We start from the raw sequence: 786 nt of genomic DNA, 5'->3' as shown, positions 1-786 counted from the left end.
GGGTTTGTTTGAGGTTTCCTTTTTCCGTCCGTGCTAACTGGTCTAACTCTTTACTAGCTTGTACAGGATCAGCTTCGTAAATCTTAATATCTTTCTCAAATCCATACTTGTCCGTTCTTCGTGAATAATTCTTAAACGAGTAGACAACCCCATCTGGTTTTATCCACTGGTCAGAATCTTCTAAGTAAGTCCAGTTTTCAGGATTGGCATCACTCTTCTTGTAGCTTTTCTTCTGCTCTTTCTGATATGTTCCGTAGGGGATCAGAGGTGTTTTCTCCAGTTCATCAACGATAAAGCTATAATTTTCTTCACTACCATAACCTGCATCCGCGACAATGTGTTGAAAGAGTTCTAAGGTTTGGATGGATTGAAGAAAGGGGTTGAGTGTACGAGTGTCAGTTGGATTCGGAAACAGTCCGTAAGCTAAGGCAAACTGGTTGTTTGTACCAAGTTGGAGGTTGTAGCCCGGTTTGAGCTGACCATTCCTCATATGATCTTCTTTCATTCGCATGAATGTTGCATCGTGATCCGTTTTAGAATAGGAATTTCGTTCTTGTAGAATCTGTATATCTCGTTCGTACTTCTGTTTCCGAACAAGACAATCCTCTTTCAACTTTCTCTTGAGTTTCTTAATTCTTCTTCGTTTCTGTCTGTTGGCTGAGCCACCTTTGACGACTTTAGGCTCTTGTGAGATAGCTTCTTCCACCTCATCCAATACTTGTTCGGTTTCTTGTAGGAGTTGGTTTAGTCCCTCGCTAGTGAGGCATTCTTCCTTGGACAAGGCAG

1 protein-coding gene is annotated in these 786 nt (G+C 41.7%); it reads right to left on the bottom strand.

The features are described from left to right. On the bottom strand, positions 1–786 hold a 786-nt coding region (locus C1E99_RS02225), incomplete at both ends, for a transposase (protein WP_153060146.1).

Origin of the sequence: Streptococcus suis (assembly GCF_002964045.1) — a bacterium.
Taxonomy (GTDB): Bacteria; Bacillota; Bacilli; order Lactobacillales; family Streptococcaceae; genus Streptococcus; species Streptococcus suis_U.
The sequence above is the reverse complement of the archived record's forward strand: the minus strand, read 5'-3'. Positions and strand labels throughout refer to the sequence as shown.